Annotated in this window: 22 protein-coding genes; 14 read left to right on the forward strand and 8 right to left on the reverse strand. The window is 39.5% G+C overall.

What is annotated here, in order from left to right; all coding sequences use genetic code 11:
• Window positions 1-505 precede the first annotated feature (505 nt).
• Entirely contained in the window at window positions 506-1,852 is a 1,347-nt protein-coding gene (locus H6G40_RS04055; RefSeq protein WP_190537305.1) for a helix-turn-helix domain-containing protein, read from the reverse strand.
• Between the two features lie 246 nt (window positions 1,853-2,098).
• On the opposite strand from H6G40_RS04055, the gene H6G40_RS04060 reads away from it, so the two are divergent.
• From H6G40_RS04060 to H6G40_RS04075, 4 genes are all read left to right on the forward strand, one after another.
• Window positions 2,099-2,284: a hypothetical protein gene (locus H6G40_RS04060; protein WP_002754073.1), complete on the forward strand. Its 186-nt coding sequence runs from the start codon at window positions 2,099-2,101 to the stop codon at window positions 2,282-2,284.
• Between the two features lie 6 nt (window positions 2,285-2,290).
• Complete coding sequence (locus tag H6G40_RS04065) at window positions 2,291-2,494, forward strand: hypothetical protein (protein WP_036402427.1); 204 nt, start codon at window positions 2,291-2,293, stop codon at window positions 2,492-2,494.
• Between the two features lie 791 nt (window positions 2,495-3,285).
• On the forward strand, window positions 3,286-3,525 hold the full coding sequence (locus H6G40_RS04070) for a hypothetical protein (protein WP_147073572.1): 240 nt from the start codon (window positions 3,286-3,288) through the stop codon (window positions 3,523-3,525).
• Between the two features lie 5 nt (window positions 3,526-3,530).
• On the forward strand, window positions 3,531-4,013 hold the full coding sequence (locus H6G40_RS04075) for a PIN domain-containing protein (RefSeq protein WP_242028706.1): 483 nt from the start codon (window positions 3,531-3,533) through the stop codon (window positions 4,011-4,013).
• Between the two features lie 70 nt (window positions 4,014-4,083).
• On the opposite strand, the gene H6G40_RS04080 is transcribed toward H6G40_RS04075, so the two are convergent.
• On the reverse strand, window positions 4,084-4,263 hold the full coding sequence (locus H6G40_RS04080) for a hypothetical protein (RefSeq protein WP_002747316.1): 180 nt from the start codon (window positions 4,261-4,263) through the stop codon (window positions 4,084-4,086).
• A complete protein-coding gene (locus tag H6G40_RS04085) occupies window positions 4,244-4,696 on the reverse strand; it encodes a PIN domain-containing protein (RefSeq protein ID WP_190537310.1) in 453 nt (150 codons plus the stop codon). The genes H6G40_RS04080 and H6G40_RS04085 overlap by 20 nt, the downstream gene beginning before the upstream one ends.
• Before the next feature lie 208 nt (window positions 4,697-4,904).
• Here H6G40_RS04085 and H6G40_RS04090 point away from each other — a divergent pair, with 208 nt between their 5' ends.
• From H6G40_RS04090 to H6G40_RS04115, 6 genes are all read left to right on the forward strand, one after another.
• Window positions 4,905-5,153, forward strand: a complete 249-nt coding sequence (locus H6G40_RS04090) for a DUF433 domain-containing protein (RefSeq protein WP_002735373.1) — start codon at window positions 4,905-4,907, stop codon at window positions 5,151-5,153.
• Entirely contained in the window at window positions 5,137-5,469 is a 333-nt protein-coding gene (locus H6G40_RS04095) for a DUF5615 family PIN-like protein (protein ID WP_069474741.1), read from the forward strand. The genes H6G40_RS04090 and H6G40_RS04095 overlap by 17 nt, the downstream gene beginning before the upstream one ends.
• Before the next feature lie 204 nt (window positions 5,470-5,673).
• Window positions 5,674-5,937: a type II toxin-antitoxin system HicB family antitoxin gene (locus H6G40_RS04100; RefSeq protein ID WP_069474740.1), complete on the forward strand. Its 264-nt coding sequence runs from the start codon at window positions 5,674-5,676 to the stop codon at window positions 5,935-5,937.
• Entirely contained in the window at window positions 5,930-6,169 is a 240-nt protein-coding gene (locus H6G40_RS04105) for a type II toxin-antitoxin system HicA family toxin (protein WP_002735907.1), read from the forward strand. The genes H6G40_RS04100 and H6G40_RS04105 overlap by 8 nt, the downstream gene beginning before the upstream one ends.
• 395 nt (window positions 6,170-6,564) lie before the next feature.
• Window positions 6,565-6,825: a hypothetical protein gene (locus tag H6G40_RS04110; protein ID WP_002738208.1), complete on the forward strand. Its 261-nt coding sequence runs from the start codon at window positions 6,565-6,567 to the stop codon at window positions 6,823-6,825.
• A 3-nt stretch (window positions 6,826-6,828) separates the two neighbouring features.
• Window positions 6,829-7,047, forward strand: a complete 219-nt coding sequence (locus tag H6G40_RS04115; protein WP_002736190.1) for a PIN domain-containing protein — start codon at window positions 6,829-6,831, stop codon at window positions 7,045-7,047.
• A gap of 362 nt (window positions 7,048-7,409) precedes the next feature.
• Here the strand turns inward: H6G40_RS04115 and psaC are convergent, their stop codons facing one another.
• Window positions 7,410-7,655 (reverse strand): photosystem I iron-sulfur center protein PsaC, encoded by a 246-nt coding sequence (psaC, locus tag H6G40_RS04120; protein ID WP_002734319.1) that lies wholly within the window; start codon window positions 7,653-7,655, stop codon window positions 7,410-7,412.
• A gap of 251 nt (window positions 7,656-7,906) precedes the next feature.
• On the opposite strand from psaC, the gene acs reads away from it, so the two are divergent.
• From acs to H6G40_RS04135, 3 genes are all read left to right on the forward strand, one after another.
• Window positions 7,907-9,877, forward strand: a complete 1,971-nt coding sequence (acs, locus tag H6G40_RS04125; RefSeq protein WP_002777445.1) for an acetate--CoA ligase — start codon at window positions 7,907-7,909, stop codon at window positions 9,875-9,877.
• A 384-nt stretch (window positions 9,878-10,261) separates the two neighbouring features.
• Window positions 10,262-10,858 (forward strand): hypothetical protein, encoded by a 597-nt coding sequence (locus H6G40_RS04130; RefSeq protein WP_042790432.1) that lies wholly within the window; start codon window positions 10,262-10,264, stop codon window positions 10,856-10,858.
• A 244-nt stretch (window positions 10,859-11,102) separates the two neighbouring features.
• Window positions 11,103-11,423 carry a GNAT family N-acetyltransferase gene (locus tag H6G40_RS04135; protein WP_002733385.1) on the forward strand — a complete coding sequence of 107 codons (321 nt, stop codon included), beginning with the start codon at window positions 11,103-11,105 and terminating at the stop codon, window positions 11,421-11,423.
• 127 nt (window positions 11,424-11,550) lie between these two features.
• Here the strand turns inward: H6G40_RS04135 and H6G40_RS04140 are convergent, their stop codons facing one another.
• From H6G40_RS04140 to rimI, 4 genes are all read right to left on the reverse strand, one after another.
• Complete coding sequence (locus H6G40_RS04140) at window positions 11,551-12,057, reverse strand: DUF1269 domain-containing protein (protein ID WP_069474416.1); 507 nt, start codon at window positions 12,055-12,057, stop codon at window positions 11,551-11,553.
• Window positions 12,058-12,154: 97 nt separating this feature from the next.
• Complete coding sequence (locus H6G40_RS04145) at window positions 12,155-12,772, reverse strand: CP12 domain-containing protein (RefSeq protein WP_002756663.1); 618 nt, start codon at window positions 12,770-12,772, stop codon at window positions 12,155-12,157.
• Window positions 12,773-12,862: 90 nt separating this feature from the next.
• On the reverse strand, window positions 12,863-14,053 hold the full coding sequence (locus tag H6G40_RS04150) for a glycosyltransferase family 4 protein (RefSeq protein WP_190537312.1): 1,191 nt from the start codon (window positions 14,051-14,053) through the stop codon (window positions 12,863-12,865).
• Between the two features lie 38 nt (window positions 14,054-14,091).
• A complete protein-coding gene (gene rimI, locus H6G40_RS04155; RefSeq protein WP_069474415.1) occupies window positions 14,092-14,670 on the reverse strand; it encodes a ribosomal protein S18-alanine N-acetyltransferase in 579 nt (192 codons plus the stop codon).
• 671 nt (window positions 14,671-15,341) lie between these two features.
• On the opposite strand from rimI, the gene H6G40_RS04160 reads away from it, so the two are divergent.
• Window positions 15,342-16,322, forward strand: a complete 981-nt coding sequence (locus tag H6G40_RS04160) for a sodium-dependent bicarbonate transport family permease (RefSeq protein ID WP_069474414.1) — start codon at window positions 15,342-15,344, stop codon at window positions 16,320-16,322.
• Window positions 16,323-16,345 lie beyond the last annotated feature (23 nt).

Below are 16,345 nucleotides of genomic sequence, written 5' to 3' on the forward strand. Positions count from 1 at the left end.
ACAGAGGGACAGAGGTGGTTAGCTGAACGTTGGGAAAAACTGATAGTTTTATCGACGTAAGAAGCAGAAAAATTAGCTAAATTAACAGGATGTACTCTCAGACAATTTCAAGAGAGATAGGCTTTTAGTGGCTTGGGAATAGGCTTTATCAATTTATTCATAATAAATATTGGCAGAAGATTAAAGATTAGTTATTGTGAATAACTCTTTTGATTAGAAAAAGATAAACTTGAGAATCTTCGGTCAAATTTATTGACTCAAAATCAGCTGTAATTAATTTAAATGAAACAGCCCTACGCCTACCGGCACCCCCCTTATCAAGGGGGGCAGGGGGGATCAAACCTAAAATCCATTTTTAATTTAATTATAACCAGCCATTTATTATCTCAAGAATAATCTCACAGATCGCTATCAATATCGCTGATTGCCTCTAATTGTTACTAATCAGTTTAAGAGGTTGGAAGGGTTCTTTTTCGGACTCGATCTCCTCTAAAAAATATTACAATCAATCGCTTTTGATATACGCTTTAAAAATAGATGATAATTGAAATCGGTTTTGCTCCCTTTGAATTAAATAACGTTGTTGCAAGGATTGTAAACCATTGATTAAATCACTAGCAGATAAATCTAGGTTATTTTTTAACTCCTCTCTAGATAAAGGTTGATCAACTTTACTTAATTCTAAGGCGATTTGTTGAGCAAGGGGAGAACAGCGACCAAAAATTTGTTTTAAATGAGACTGCATTTTTTTAGTAATAACTAAGCTATTTTCTGCCAAGAAATCGTTAACCTTGCCATCAAAAACATCTTTAATCAAAACGGCAATATCAGTTAAATAAAAAGGATTACCTTCGTATAATTGAATTAATTCTAACCATCTTTCCCCATCTTGTAAACCTTTATTCTTAAGAAAATCAATCGCTTCAAATCCTGATAATTCTAAGCATTGAATAGGAGAATTTTCTTGATTAAGATAGTTCATTTCCGCCGATTTTTCTTGACTAATGAGAATAAAATGGCTCTGGTGTTGGATTTCTGCAATCAGTTTTAAAAAATGTTGATAACTACTATATTCAGGTTGATAATTACCCGCCATTTGACCAACAGCAAAAAGATTTTGAAAATCATCTAAGACGATTAAACATTTATGATTGCTTAGAACTTCTAACAATTGCTGGATTTTATTATCGGTGCTTTCCTTCGGTTCTTTTTGGCAAGTATTCAATAAATCATTTAGCCATAAATCTAAAGACTTAGGAAATTTTAAACTTTTCCAAATCACCACTTCAAATTGTTCTAAATTGAGATCAATAAATCGTTTAACTAGGGTGGTTTTTCCTATTCCCCATAATCCCAAAACAGCAATTAAGCGAGTATTTTGCTTAAATACCCAGTTCGAGACTGTTGCCAGTTCATTTTCTCGATCATAAAAGTCAATAATTTGGGGAGCAAGGGTTAGATCATGATATTTTGATTCAGATTGAGAGTTTATATATCTATTTTTATCATTGTCATTGGGTAAAGTGAAGGTTTGTGTATGGCAAAAATGGTTATTGTTACTATTTACAACATTCAAAGAATTTGGAGATGATTTAATCTTCATTCTTTCTATAGTAGAACGAAAATTAGATTTTCTTATTTCTTCCCCAAAAGCATCCGATAAAAGCTTCCATAATTTAGCACCTTCCTCTCTAATATGAGTCTCACTGCGGTGATATTCGTTACCTATTTCTTGATAACTCTGTCCTTGCCAACTCCCTTCAAAAATAGCCTTCTGGATAGTATTTAGCGGCTTTTTATCTCGCTCGATAAGGCGTTCGTCAATCAGTTGTAAGACTTCCGTGATATTCATACAATCGACACAGCAAAAGACTTTTGGGTATTATAGCCCAACTAAATCCCACTTTTTCCAATTTTCAGAAAAATTTACCCGACAAAACTCCCGATAAAATCCGATGTTTAGGGGTTGTCACTTTTTGGAAGCGTTTGGCATGATGGAATGTAGTTAAGCAAAACAGACCTAAAACTAACCACATCTAACTCAGCGACGCTAGTTCTAAGTATTATTGCTTATGTCTCAGTTTAACGTAGGTATTTTATGACGAAGTTCGTTTTAGACAAATATGCGCTCGATTCTAAAAAATCAGAAGCTAAGGCAAAAATCGTCGGTTCATTGGGTTCAAATGCCTCAATTTCAGGGGATCAGATAGAAGTACCCAGTTATGATGCGAGTAAAGTGGTTCAGATTTTAAGTCAAGTTGGTATCAAGTATTCGGGAGGGTAGATTCAAATGTCAGGTATTGTGAAAATAGATACATTAGGACAAATCTCATCCACCCTACGTTCATACAAGGATCAGGGTGTCAAGGAAATAACTTTTGAAGTTCCTGCTGGTACAGAGACAAGAGTTCATAACATTGAGCTATTTGGTTATAAAGTTGGTACATACACTGAGACTCGTGACAAATATGTGCAAATAACTTTTAAACTTTAGGGAGTAGTAGACTGTTACAGTCTGGTCAACCGTATACATATTTTTACTTGGGTGCATCTCATTTTTGTAAATCTACCAAGTTGGGGTTTTTACGGGGAAACTCTCTGCTAAAGTCGGGCATTACTTCCGATTTTATCACTCAATCCAATTTTTTGGGGGGTTCTACCCTCCAAACCCCCCGTGCATTAGCTTTTCGGTGGGATGCTTACAGTCAGCTGCTGATACATTTGCAATCATTTAAGAGTCACTGATAATGGCTGATTGTCGGTATTTCTGCAAATGTCAGATGCTCCCTTACATATCCTGATCTGGTCTTAATCATTCTTATCTCACAAGTCATTAAAATTCGATGTATAAAATAGTACGGACACCAAATATAATTTATAAAATACTGTAAAATTTAGTAAGCATGGTTAATTTAATTATTACGCTAGTGAGATTTATTATCGCTGTGATATTAACAATCTTTTTAGTCATTCTTTTTCCCCTTGAAATATTGATTCGATTGTTTTTTACAATCATTGTTTCGGTTTTTTCAAGAACAAGAGCACAAAGTGCGTGGGACGATTTTCCATTGGTATTTTCAGGACTTTCTTCATTGTGGCAATGGGTATCAGATTATGATTAATTTCTAAGATGCGATCGCTTTTCTGATCGGGTGCATTATACTTTGTTAATGCACCTTATTTGTTGTCTATAATTTAAAAGATTGAGATAAGGGCAGTTTGTTGGGTTGATTTTGCGTTAAAATTAAGTTAGATATGTCTTAATTGATGAAACTTAGCAAGACAATGAATACTTCGACCACTTTTCAAGAAATCGCCGCCGAAATTCAATTATTTGATAATATTGAACAAAAAGAACAATTTATTTTTGTAGTGGGTGCTTTAGTTTCTCGCATCATCAGTCTTCATAAAGCCGCAGAAATCATGGAAATGGATACAGAAATGTTCTTGAAAATTTTAGAATTAATGAGAATCGATTTTTCTTATCTTACTACAGAAGACATAGATAGAGAAAAAAAATGGTAATCTCTATGAAAATTGTTTTCAATTCTTCCCCTTTAATCTTTTTGTCTCAGTTAGGATTTTTAGAAAGATACCTAGATTCTAATGATAATTTTTATTTGCCTGCAACCGTACAACAAGAAATTAATGCCAAACAAGATCAATCTTCAGAGACTCTTAATAAGCTGATCAATCAACAGAAATTAATTATCCTAAATATTAAATTAATCTCTCTAGCAAATAGTTTAAATGAACGTTTAGGGAAAGGTGAATCTGATGCCATTACTTTAGGAATAGAATTACAAACTGATTATATCATCCTTGATGACTTTGCAGCAAGAAAAGAAGCACTACGCTTAGGCTTAAATGTTAAAGGAACTTTAGCGATTATTCGTAAACTTCTCAAAGAAGGAAAGATAGAAATTGAAAATTTGGAGATTTTTTATCAAAGACTTAGAGAAATTAACTTTAGAGTCAAGCGTGAGATATTTGAGAGCATTTTTGGAGACTGAGTGTGATACTGAAGGCACTGCGTAGCAGCACGCTTATTTTGTCGGGTGCATTAACAAAGTATAATGCGCCTTATTTCTTGTTATTGATAGATTCCCACCATAACTTTAAATCACTTTCATTAATCTTTTTTTGAAGATATTCAATCTGATCTGAATAACTGAGATTTTTCATGTCTTCAGCCATTTTTTCTTGACTGGTTTGTTTAAAAGCTAAACAGTCAAAACTTTTTTTAATTGTCGTTGGCTTCATCAATTGTTACCTCTAAAGGAGAAATAATAGTCAAAATCCCATAGCCATTGAGTAAATTAATTTGATTATAGCCTTTCATTTTATCTAGGCGCACAATATGTTTAAAATTCCATGATATGATTGCATCCGCTACATGAGTAGCATCATTAATAGACTTTGATGTAACAACTCCTTCATTGATATAAGCATCCCTTAACTGTAAAACTTCAGCTGTTATCTTAACTACTTCAATAACTCTCTGCGGAATCGATAATAAAATATCTTTAACCGATTGGGAGGCATTAATTAATTCGCTAACAATGATATCACTCATTAACAAAATAAACTTTTCTTGCTTAATGGCTTCCATCAATTGATTGGACTCTAAGGAAAATTCATCATCTAAACAGCATCCAATCACTGATGTATCGATATAAACTCTAAGTTTTTTCATAAATGATAGAAAAAGTTTTCTGATCTTAGTTTAACATCAAAAGTGCGATCGCCGCTCTTTTAGAGTGGATTAAGGTAGTGTAATGCAGCTTATTGATAATAGAATTTTTGAAACCTAAAAGTCGAGGGCTTTAGTTTTAAGATTTATCAAGCTTAAAGTACAGTTAACATTAAGCTATAATAATCATTAGCCAACAACAGTTATTACTATGTCTTTTGCAGCTAAATATCGAGATCGGATTGTGATTAACCCAGACATTCGCAGTGGCAAACCTTGCATTGTCAATACTCGTATTGCAGTAGCAGATATTTTTGATTATCTAGGAGGAGGGATGACTATTGAAGAAATATTAGATGATTTCCCCGATCTTACCTTAGAAGATATACAAGCCTGTTTTGCATTTGCCGCCGAGCGGGATCGTCGTTTAATGGTTATTCCCTATGAAACTGCTATTTGACGAAAATTTATCACCTAAACTACCTCTGTTACTGGTATCACATTTTCCCGATAGCGCTCATGTTAGAGATTGTAGCCTAAAAGGGTTTCCCGATCAAAGGATTTGGGAATATGCGCGTATCAATGGATTGATAATTGTCTCGAAAGATTCTGATTTTTATCAACGGAGTTTGTTGTATGGCCAACCTCCAAAGTTCATCTGGTTGAGGATTGGAAATTGTACCACTCATCATCTAATCAGTCTTATTTTAAAACATAAACAAGCTATTAAGAGATTTAGCGATAATTCTACCGAGTCTGTTTTAGTAATTACATAATCATATATTATCCTAAGCGATCGCTTTTCTGATCGGGTGCATTAACAAAGTATAATGCACTTTATTTATTGTTTATTGATGAAATGATCCAAAGACGTTAATTTAAAAGATTGAGGTCAGGGGAGTTTGTTGGGTTGGTCTTGTGTTAAAATTAAGCTAGAGTAAATTCTAATCTCCGATTAAAATTTCAACGGAACAATCACCATGAACTTTTATACCGTTATTCTGAGAAAAAGTGCAGATTATTGGGTCTCATTATGTCTTGAAAATGGATTAGTTAGACAAGGAGAAACTCAGGAAAAAGCTATTGAGAAACTAAAAGAAGCGATTGAATCTTTTTGGGAGATTTATCATGATCAAGCCAATATATATACCAGTCCTATTCCTATAGACGAACTTCATGAATTTTTAACTGTGGGAGATTCTGAAACTCCCGAAACTTACGAACTCAGAAAAGTTTATGCCTAAAAATATTCCTTCTCTTAAACCCAAAGCACTAATCAAAATTCTTGAAAAAGGAGGCTGTCAATTTTATCGAGAAGGAAAAGGTGATCCTCGTTTATATTGTAGAGTATTGTATAATCAACGTCGAATCGTTCCTATTGATATAGGTGCAAAAGAAATGTCCCCTGCTTATGTTTTACGAATTTTTAGACAATTTGGTTTTACAGATGAAGAAATAGAACATTTATTAAAATAGATGATTGAATGCGTTTTTTCAAACGAAGAAATTATCTATTCTAGTACGCTTTATCTTAATTTTATTTCCAAGAGCTAAAATAAAGTGATAGCTACTTTTTTAAGGTACATTAACACAAGAGTAAAACCCTCGATTGCTTGTTATAAATTGATTTAATGATTAATTTTCACCCAGTCATCGTCGATAAATTAGCCTGCCTTAAAAACAGGTAAAGTGACTATCACCATTTTGCCTAATTTTTTCACTCTGGTAATGAACTTTTGATTATGAAATGATCCAAAGACGTTAATTTAAAAGATTGAGGTAAGGCAGTTTGTTGGGTTGGTCTTGTGTTAAAATTGGGTTAGGGCTAGTCTGAATCATTTATCCTGTATCATTTAAGGGTGGAGAAAACTATGCTAAAAACCTTTAAAGCAATTTTGAAAAATAATACCCTTCAATGGCTTAATGAAACCCCTGAAATCAACTCCGAATATCCTGTTAATGTTTATATTACATTATTAGAAGAAAATATCATTGGTGAAAATCGATCTAACGGTCAAAAAATGGCCAATGCTTTGAAAAAAATTGCTAACAATAATACTTTTACTGCTGTTGATACCCAACAGTGGCAACAACAAAATCGGTGCGATCGCTCTCTTCCTGATCGGGATTAAATCATGTTATTAGATAGCAATATTATCATCTATGCCGCTCAATTGGAAAATGAGTTTCTCAGGGAGTTTATTGCAGAAAATTCTCCTTATGTATCTGCTTTATCTTATCTGGAAGTTTTAGGTTACTATCGGTTAACTCATCAGGATAAAGTCTATTTTGAAGAATTTTTTACAAGCAGTAACTTTATACCAATTCTCCAAAGTCTGACTACAGAAGTTTAATCCCCCTAAATCCCCCTTAAAAAGGGTGACTTAAATTCGATGTGTAGTTTTCATTTAGAGAAATGGTATTAGGAACTTTTTCTATATACATGGCTATCATTCTAGCAAATAGAGAGAATTCTTATCCATTAAGAAATGTTACAAATTACATGGGTACATCAAGAAAAGTTAAGGGGCGTATCCATTGATGGATAAGGGTTTTCGGCTATTGTAGTATATATGTATGGGGGAAGTTCAGTAATTCAGCCAGCCCTAACTAAAATCTTCACTAGCGACGGGAGTATAACGAAAAAAGAGGACTGGTTAGTCCTCTTAACAAGATTAGTTTTCGCTAAATGTTAAACACAGAATGATTGGCGGGCCTAGTAGGCTAGACCCATGCTGCGGGTGGTTTCTGCTCCGAGATAAACCCGAATGCTTAAGAAATCCGTCGGACAAGCGGTTTCGCAACGCTTACAACCAATACAGTCTTCCGTGCGGGGAGAGGAGGCAATCTGGGCAGCTTTACAGCCATCCCAGGGGACCATTTCCAGCACGTCGAGGGGACAAGCCCGAACGCATTGGGTGCAACCGATACAGGTATCGTAAATTTTAACGCTATGAGACATTGAATTATGACTCCTTACCGAGTGTTCTCCATGTTAAATTTCGGGTTTATCGGTTAGTTTACCTTACAGCGATCTGTTCATCGCTCGATCGGTGACATAACTTTAAACTCTGTAACACTTGGGGACAAATTGCGATCGCTGGTCAGGGATCGGGCAATCCTAAAATAGCCTTAAAGAATTGCTTGCCAAGGTTACGGGGGGAACCGAAAAAGGTAATCTGGATCGCAAGATAATTTATTTCGTTTGCCAGTATGACAGAAATAGCGATCGAATCGATCCTACAGGAAAATCGGCTGTTTCCTCCCAGTGCCGAATTTGCTCAGAATGCCACCATTAAAAGCCTTGAAGAATACCAGCAACTCTACGCCAAAGCCAAGGCTGATCCCCAGGCTTTTTGGGCCCAATTAGCCGAAAAAGAACTACATTGGTTTGAAAAATGGTCAGAGGTTCTTGACTGGCAGCCCCCCTTTGCTAAATGGTTCGTCAACGGCAAGATTAATATTTGTTACAACTGTATTGACAGACATCTCACCACTTGGAGACGCAATAAAGCCGCCATCATCTGGGAAGGAGAACCGGGAGACAGCCGCACCATTACCTACGAACAGCTACACCGAGAAGTATGTCAATTTGCCAACGCTTTAAAGGAATTAGGCGTAAAAAAAGGCGATGTGGTCGGAATTTATCTGCCGATGATTCCCGAAGCGGCCATCGCCATGTTAGCCTGTGCCAGAATTGGTGCGCCCCACAGTGTAGTTTTTGGGGGATTTAGTGCCGATGCTTTGCGCGATCGTCTTAATGATGCGGCCGCTAAGGTGGTAATCACTGCCGATGGTGGTTTCCGCAAGGATAAAGTCGTTGCTCTCAAGGAACAGGTGGATCTGGCCCTAGCCGATAATAGCGCCCCCAGTGTGGAAAAAGTTCTCGTTGTCCAGCGCAGCAAGGAACCCATCAATATGGTTGCCGATCGCGATTACTGGTGGCATGATCTACAAAAACAGGTATCTGCTAATTGTCCGGCCGAACCCATGGATAGCGAAGATATGTTATTTATCCTCTACACCAGTGGTTCCACCGGCAAACCGAAAGGAGTCGTCCACACCACCGGCGGTTATAATCTCTACACCCATGTCACCAGCAAATGGATTTTTGACCTGAAAGACACCGATGTTTACTGGTGTACTGCCGATGTGGGTTGGATTACCGGCCATAGTTATATCGTTTACGGACCGCTTTCCAATGGTGCCACCACGGTAATGTATGAAGGGGTTCCCCGTCCCTCTAATTTAGGCTGTTTTTGGGATGTAATCGAGAAATATCGCGTTAATATCTTTTATACTGCCCCCACTGCTATCCGCGCTTTTATCAAAATGGGTGAAGACATCCCCAATAGCCGGGATTTATCCTCTTTGCGCTTACTGGGAACTGTGGGAGAACCGATTAACCCAGAAGCGTGGATGTGGTATCACCGGGTTATCGGTAAAGAAAAATGTCCGATTGTCGATACTTGGTGGCAAACGGAAACCGGGGGGATTATGATTACTCCCTTACCCGGGGCAATTGCCACCAAACCGGGGTCAGCAACCCTACCTTTTCCCGGTATTATCGCCGCAGTGGTGGACTTAGAGGGCAATCCCACCCACGCGAATGAGGGGGGTTATCTGGTGGTCAAATATCCCTGGCCCGGTATGCTACGAACAGTCTATAAAAATCCCGATCGCTTCCGCAATACCTACTGGGAACAGATCGCCCCCAAAGATGGCCAATATCTCTATTTTGCTGGAGATGGTAGTCGTCAGGACGAGGACGGTTATTTCTGGGTAATGGGGCGCGTTGATGACGTGATTAGCGTTTCTGGCCACCGTTTAGGGACAATGGAGATCGAATCAGCTTTAGTATCTCATCCCGCGGTAGCGGAGGCGGCTGTAGTTGGACGACCGGATGAAATTAAAGGGGAAGAAGTCTATGCTTTTGTGACTCTCGAGGGGCATTATGAAGCGAGTCCGGAGTTAGCGCAAGCATTAAAGGATCACGTTGTCAAGGAAATTGGCATTATTGCTCGACCGGGAGAAATCCGTTTTACCGATGTACTGCCAAAAACGCGATCGGGTAAAATTATGCGTCGTCTCTTGCGAACTTTAGCATCAGGTCAAGAGATTTCTGGTGATACTTCTACTCTAGAAGATCGATCGGTTTTGGACAAATTGCGCCAAGGTGCCTAATTTAATTGGCAGTTTTTCCTAGTAGTTAGGGTGAGAAATAAGAGCTAATCTTATCTCACTCTAACGGGAGTGATCCTCGCTGAATATATTTGCTCAAGCAGCAAAGCTAAGTAGTTGGACAAAAGTAAAGTTAACTGTGGGGTAAGGAGTCAGGATTCAGGAGTCAGGATTCAGTAAGAATTGCGGCAATTTACATTTCTTAAGATAGACAACAGAATTTATGTCCGACTACTTATAGCTAATAATAAATCCTGTTTAAAAGGTATAGGGGAAGTGGGAAGTGGGGAAAAACAATCCATAACTTGGGAGTTAATCACAGGATTAAAAACGGATTTGGTATAATGATAAAGATAAGAGCAAATTGAAATTATAGGAGTTTAATCAATGACCACCACCACTACTACCGATAATGATTTAAAAAGACTAGAAGATTTAATCCTCAATGGACAGAAGATAATCGAACATCGATTCAACGAAATCGATAATCGACTCACTACCATGGACAATCGACTCACTACCATGGAAACTCGACTCACTACCGTGGACAATCGACTCACTACCGTGGACAATCGACTCACCACCATGGAAACTCGACTCACTACCATAGAAACTCGACTCATTGAGGTGGACAATCGACTCACTACCGTGGACAATCGACTCACTACCGTGGAAACTCGACTCACTACCACGGAAACTCGACTGATTGAGGTGGACAATCGATTGAAGGTGATCGAGAATGGACAAGCGGAAATAAAAGCTGATGTCAAAAATCTTCAAAAAGATACTACTGATTTAAAGATTGAACTGACGGAAGTTAAAGGTGATATTAAAACTCTTGATAGTAAATTTGATGACATGAATAAACGCTTAGAGAAAGTCGAAGGAACCCAAAAGAATCAAATTTGGACATTGATAACTGTCTTAAGTGGTTCCCTACTAGCAGTGGGATTTAGAAGTTTTTTTATCAACAATAATCCCTAATCTCAGCCAGAGAATTGCTATAATTTGCTCACTAAAACAATGAACAGTAATCGCCTAATTCTCCGTTCTTGGCAACTACCCGCAGACAAAGAGTCTTTTTTTCAGAATCTATCAAAATTCCGAAGTCACTGATTTTTTACCGAGAATTCGTCAGTTAGCCACGGATATTGAGAGTTTAAATGCCCATTTTTCCGAAAGATTAGCAACTATTCGTAATCAGGGTAATGGCAGCGATTAGTGGGCAATGATCGATCAAAAAAATAATCAGATTATCGGTTCGATAATTTTACAGAATTTACCCGATAACTACGGTTATCCTACCCCAGATAGCGAAATTGGTTGGCATTTACGGCGCGATTATTGGGGACAAGGATATATAACCGAAGCGGCTAAAGTTATTCTAGAATACGGCTTAATCACCTTACAATTGCCGATTATCTACGCAGTGGTTAATCCCGATAATTATCGCTCAATTCGTGTCACCGAAAGATTAGGAATGCAATCAATGGGATTAACGAATAAATACTACGACACTGAAGCACTTTTATTCTCGATCGAAGCTTAAAGTTCATTAATAATTATTGATTGTTTCTTATTTTATAGCTGCTGTGGTTGTCATGCTAAACCCATTCTTGTTCAAAAAGCAAAAAGGGAAATATATTCCCTTTTTCTAGCTTTTATGGACCCATATCCTAAACGGTTTCGGGTTGAACACCTCTTTGGTCGAGAACTTTCTGTAATTCAGCTTCGTCGGTTTTGGTCAAAGAAGTGCGTAACACTTTACCTCCGTAGGGGGCCACTTCATCGAGGACCTTATCGGGGGTAACTTTTTGGACGAGAACAAAGAGAGCAGAGGTACTGGGCTGCAGGGTTTCTCCCAATTCGCGCATAAAATTGTCATCCACACCGATATCACTTAAAGCACCTCCCAAAGCACCACCAGCAGCACCGAGGACGGCCCCTAATAAAGGGGATAAAAAGAGCATTCCGATTAATAATCCCCAGAAACTGCCACTAGCGGCTCCTGCTGCCGTTAAATTGACCGCTTGCTTGAGTTTAATCTGGCCATCTTTGTTTTTAACCACTACGGCAGCATCTTCTAACTCGATCAGATGTTCCTGTTGCAGTTTAGCCAAAGTTAAACGAACTTCTTCTGCTTTAAATTCGTCCTCATAGGCGATGACAAATAGATCAGCCATAATTTTTCCTCGATTATTAGCAAATAAAACCTTTATACACTACTTTTGCCGGATTAAAAAGTTTGAGGTATCGGAGAATACCGAAAACCCATGGGGATTAGGTGTCATAAATACGCGCTTCAAAAGCATCGGGATTTTCTTGACAGTATTCCTCAAAATAGGTTTTTTCCGGTTTTTTAGCGCGTTGGTGTGCCAATTCTGCCTGTAATTCCTCAACAATATCCCAAGCTGCAGCACAATCGGGAGAATTTCCTCCTTTTTCAGCACAGACTGCCCGGGCAATATCTCTAGCTTTGATAATCTCCGCTTCTAAATCAAGACTGCGGGGCTTCTCGACGGCGTTACCTTTATGGAGGATGTCACTAACAGAGATAACACCGAGCAAACCGCCTTTAATTACCGGTGCGAAACGAATACCGGTATTAGCAAATAAGCGGGCTACATATTCAACCCCGAGGTCGGGATTAATCACGATGCAGGGTTTGCTCATCACTTCATAGACGCGCACTTTTTGCGGATCTTGACCGAAAGCGACGACTTTATAGACAATATCGGTTTCGGTGATAATTCCGTAAGCATCTTCATCGTGACGGCGATCAACAATGAGAGTTCTAATGTTCTTTTCTCTCATCAATTGCACCGCTTTGGCAACGGTTTCAGAACCTTTAATCTTGGCCACCTCCGTGGTCATAATTTCAGCTGCTTTCATAGTCATATTTGGAGAAGTTAAGTTGTGCCTTTGTTATTTTAAGACATAAACTGACCCCTAATACTGACGGCTGACGGCTAAAAAACCGCTCCCTGATTAACGCCATTCCACCAGTTGTCGTTCTTGGACAACCAAACCATATACTGTCTCGGTTTGACGGGCTAAATTCGCCCAATGAAAGCGTTTTTCTAGGTCTTCGTAGGCGTTATTAGCTAATTCGTGGGCGTATTCAGGATGATTTAAAACCTCCAAAATGCCCCAAGCGAGGGAATCGGGATTATTGACCCGGGTGACAATTCCCGTTTGACCATGACGGACAACTTCGGGAAAACCGCAGGTATCGGAAACTACCACGGGAACCCTAGCGGCGAAACTTTCCAGGGCGACAATGCCAAAAGGTTCGTAAAGACTGGGAAAAACGGCACAATCGGCCACGGTTTGGAAGCGATCGAGGTTTTCATCGGACATAAAGCCCGTAAAATAACAATGATGCCAGATACCGAGATGCCAGGCCTGTTGTTTAAGTTTGTCGGTATTGCCGCCACCGATAATAACAAATTTAGTTTTAGCCCCAGTCTGAGCGAGGACTTTTGGGGCAGCGTTGAGTAACACCGAAACCCCCTTTTCAAAGGTCATGCGCCCGACGTAATAGACGATTTTTTCGTAATCTTCGGCATATTGACGACGAAAAGCTTGGTAATCAAAGTTAGGGTCTCTTTGCTTTTTCTCGGCCCGAATACCGTTATAAACCACATCGATTTTATCCCAGGGTGCGCCCAAGGCCCGATGGACTTCATGACGCATATAGCCGGTACAGACGATGACGCGCCAAGCATTATAGACGAGGGTTCCCTCTTTGCCGGCGATATAGCGTTGGGTGTCGGTGTGCAGTCCGTTATAACGTCCGTATTCCGTGGCGTGAATCGTGGCAATCAGGGGTATTTTAAAGAGATGTTTCAAGGCGATGGCTGCATCCCCTACTAACCAATCGTGGGCATGAACAAGGTCAAATTTTCCGTATTCGGCGATTAGTTTGCCGCCTTGTTGCCCCATGCTGTTATTCATGTTGACCACCCAATGGAAAAAGTCATTGCCGGGGGGTACGGGGACGCGGTGGATGTGAATACCTTCCACCAGTTCATAACTGGGGGCCTGACCGAATTCGATCGTGATTAAATGGACTTCATGACCGAGTTTGACGATTTCGGGATAGAGTTCGGCAACATGACGGGCGATACCGCCCACTAATCGCGGTGGAAATTCCCACGCCAAGACTAAAATCCTCATTTTTCCCTAACCTCGACCTGATTTAAGCTTGTAGGTAATCATTGCATCCCCATGGTATCTATTTTGGCTCTGGTTTCTTCCTCTAATTGCCACTCTCCCTGCCCCAGTCTGGAGAGGATTTCTTGTCGCCACTTGTTTAATTGTTCCTGAAAAGCGGCCGTTTGTAGATCGTTGCGCCAGAAAATTAGGGCTGATTCGCCAGTTTGCGAATAATAATTTTTCCGCTCTCCAGCGATGCGGAAGCCAAAATGCTCGTAGAGTGCGATTGCTGACTGGTTCGATACCCTTACCTCTAGCGTAGCCCTTTCCAGTTGTCTTTGTACAGCCTTTTCAAGCAGTTTGTAGAGAAGCAGTTTTCCTAATCCTTGTCTTTGATAGTCGGGATAAATTGCCAGGAGGGTAATATGCGCTTCTTCGAGAATTGCCCAAGAACAAGCCAATCCGATTAGGGTTTCGTCCTCCCCGTCTAGGGTAAGAATTAATAATTCACTGTTGGGGCTGTTTAATTCCCGTTCATAACCAGATAGGGTCCAAATACCGCCGAGACTGCGGCGATCAAGTGCTACCATGGCGGCAAGATGCGGCGATTTTGGGGTTTTAAGCTGGATTTTTGGCATTGATCGGGGAACGGGAGTGGGGTGTAGGGTGTGGGGTGTAGGGTGTAGGGTGTGGGGTGTGGGGTGTGGGGTGTGGGGTGTAGGGTGTAGGGTGTGGGGTGTGGGGTGTGGGGTGTGGGGGAGTGGGGAGTGGGGAGTGGGGTGTGGGGAGAAGGGAGAATAAATAAAAATAGTCTCGGAGTCTCCTAAATACTGACTCCTAACCCAATAGTAGATGTGGGATTTTTGCAGGAGTTCTATTTTCTGACAAATATAAGCAAAAGTTATTTATTGACTGCAAAAACTTGATAATATTTAAATTAACATTTCGCAATATTTATAAATTCTTAAGAATTAATTGAGAAAGATTTTTATTTAACAACGATGTTATCATGGTTACAGCGATTTTACTGAATTTCATAATGGGTTATCTTATGCTTTTTTGGGCAGCAATGGCTGAAACCCTTGCCACACCTAGAAGGTGATCCTAATTAAGACGGGTAAATCAGTCAATTTCACCCACAACGATGATCTTTTTTTTGTGTAGTTTTATTGCAAAAAAAAAGTTTTTTTGACAAAAAGCACAAAGTATGATAGAGACTAACGTATTTCTGGCTGCGAGTAATTATCATTTTGCCAGTATTCTCAAAATTGAATAGTATAGATTGGAATAACTCAATGTACGCAAACCTATGGATGGCAGCTTAATCCTGTTCAATATTCTCAATCCGCCGGTTTTGTTCTTTTTCTTAGGAATGCTGGCAGTATTTTTTAAATCCGACCTAGAGATTCCCCAACCACTGCCTAAACTCTTTTCTCTCTATCTGTTGATGGCGATTGGTTTCAAGGGAGGTTATGAACTAGCGAAAAGTGGCATCAATAACCAAATCGCTTTAACCTTGATTGCCTCCGTGGTTATGGCTTGTATCGTTCCCATTTACACTTTCTTTATCCTGAAAATTAAACTCGATAGTGCCAATGCAGCAGCGATCGCAGCAGCCTATGGTTCCATTAGTGCCGTTACTTTCATCACTGCCAGTTCTTTTTTAGAAAAACTTCATATTTCCTATGGCGGTCATCTGGTGGCGGCCTTAGCTTTAATGGAATCACCGGCGATTGTAGTGGGTTTAATCCTGGTGCGAGTCTTTAAAGAGAAAAATGGCGAAGAAGAAGCGTTTTCTTGGTCAAAGGTTCTACATGAAGCCTTTTTAAATGGTTCGGTATTTCTCTTAGTCGGTAGTGTTGTGGTTGGTATGCTCACGGGGGAAAAAGGCTGGGAAAAATTAGAACCTTTCACTCAAGAGATTTTTTATGGTGCTTTAACTTTCTTTCTCCTTGATATGGGATTAGTGGCGGCGAAAAGAATCCAGGAATTAGGCAAAACTGGTTCTTTTCTCATCGGTTTTGCGGTATTCATTCCCGTCATCAATGCTATGGTTGGCATTCTCATCGCTAAGGTTCTCGGATTTGAACAGGGCAATGCTTTATTATTCGCTGTTTTGTGTGCCAGTGCCTCTTATATTGCTGTTCCTGCGGCCATGAGAATGACTGTTCCTGAAGCTAATCCTAGTTTATACGTTTCTATGGCCTTGGCTTTAACTTTTCCCTTCAATATCGTCATCGGTATTCCTCTGTACCTAGAGATGATCAAAATCATTGGCCGTGGAGTCTAAAAAGCCAGGCGGTTTTTAAATAA

Source organism: Microcystis viridis FACHB-1342, assembly GCF_014698335.1.
GTDB classification, from domain to species: Bacteria; Cyanobacteriota; Cyanobacteriia; order Cyanobacteriales; family Microcystaceae; genus Microcystis; species Microcystis ichthyoblabe_A.